Below are 596 nucleotides of genomic sequence, written 5' to 3' on the forward strand. Positions count from 1 at the left end.
AGGCCCCCGCAGCACCACGTTGAAGGCGCGGTTAATGGCCGCGCGCGTGCCTGGATGAAGTCCGTGTTGCGTAATGGCCGTATTGACCGCCGCCTCCAACGCTGCTGGGCGCACTTCGCTCGCAGCAGGCGCCAGCGTTGACCAGTGCAGACCCTGCTGCTCGAGGTGACACAGAAATCGTGAAATCCGATTGCGCTGATCCCGGAGAAGGGGTGTGGGCAGTTGCGCCATCACGGCTTGGTGTTCGGGCCACGCAGGTATCAGGCGGACCCGACCGGAAGGCGCCAGCAGAAACACGTTGAAGGCGTGGTTAATGGCCGCGCGCGTGCCGGGCTCAAGTCCGTGTTGTGTAATAGCCGTATTGACCGCCGCCTCCAGCGCTGCTGGGCGCACTTCGCCCGCAGCAGGCGCCAGCGTTGACCAACGCAGACCCTGCTGCTCGAGGTGACACAGAAATCGTGAAATCGTAGAGGGATGTTGCCGGGGAAGGGTTGTGGGCAGTTGCGCCATCACGGCTTGGTGTTCAGGCCACACAGGTATCAGGCGGACTATACCGGAAGGCCCCAGCAGAACCACGTTGAAGGCGTGGTTAATGG

1 protein-coding gene is annotated in these 596 nt (G+C 62.8%); it reads right to left on the minus strand.

The window, feature by feature from the left end; translation table 11 throughout:
- Nucleotides 1–596, minus strand: a 596-nt coding sequence (locus tag WLY71_RS30685) for a hypothetical protein (protein ID WP_347806580.1), incomplete at both ends; no start/stop codon positions are given.

Origin of the sequence: Pseudomonas rossensis, from assembly GCF_039888995.1 — a bacterium.
Taxonomy (GTDB): Bacteria; Pseudomonadota; Gammaproteobacteria; order Pseudomonadales; family Pseudomonadaceae; genus Aquipseudomonas; species Aquipseudomonas rossensis.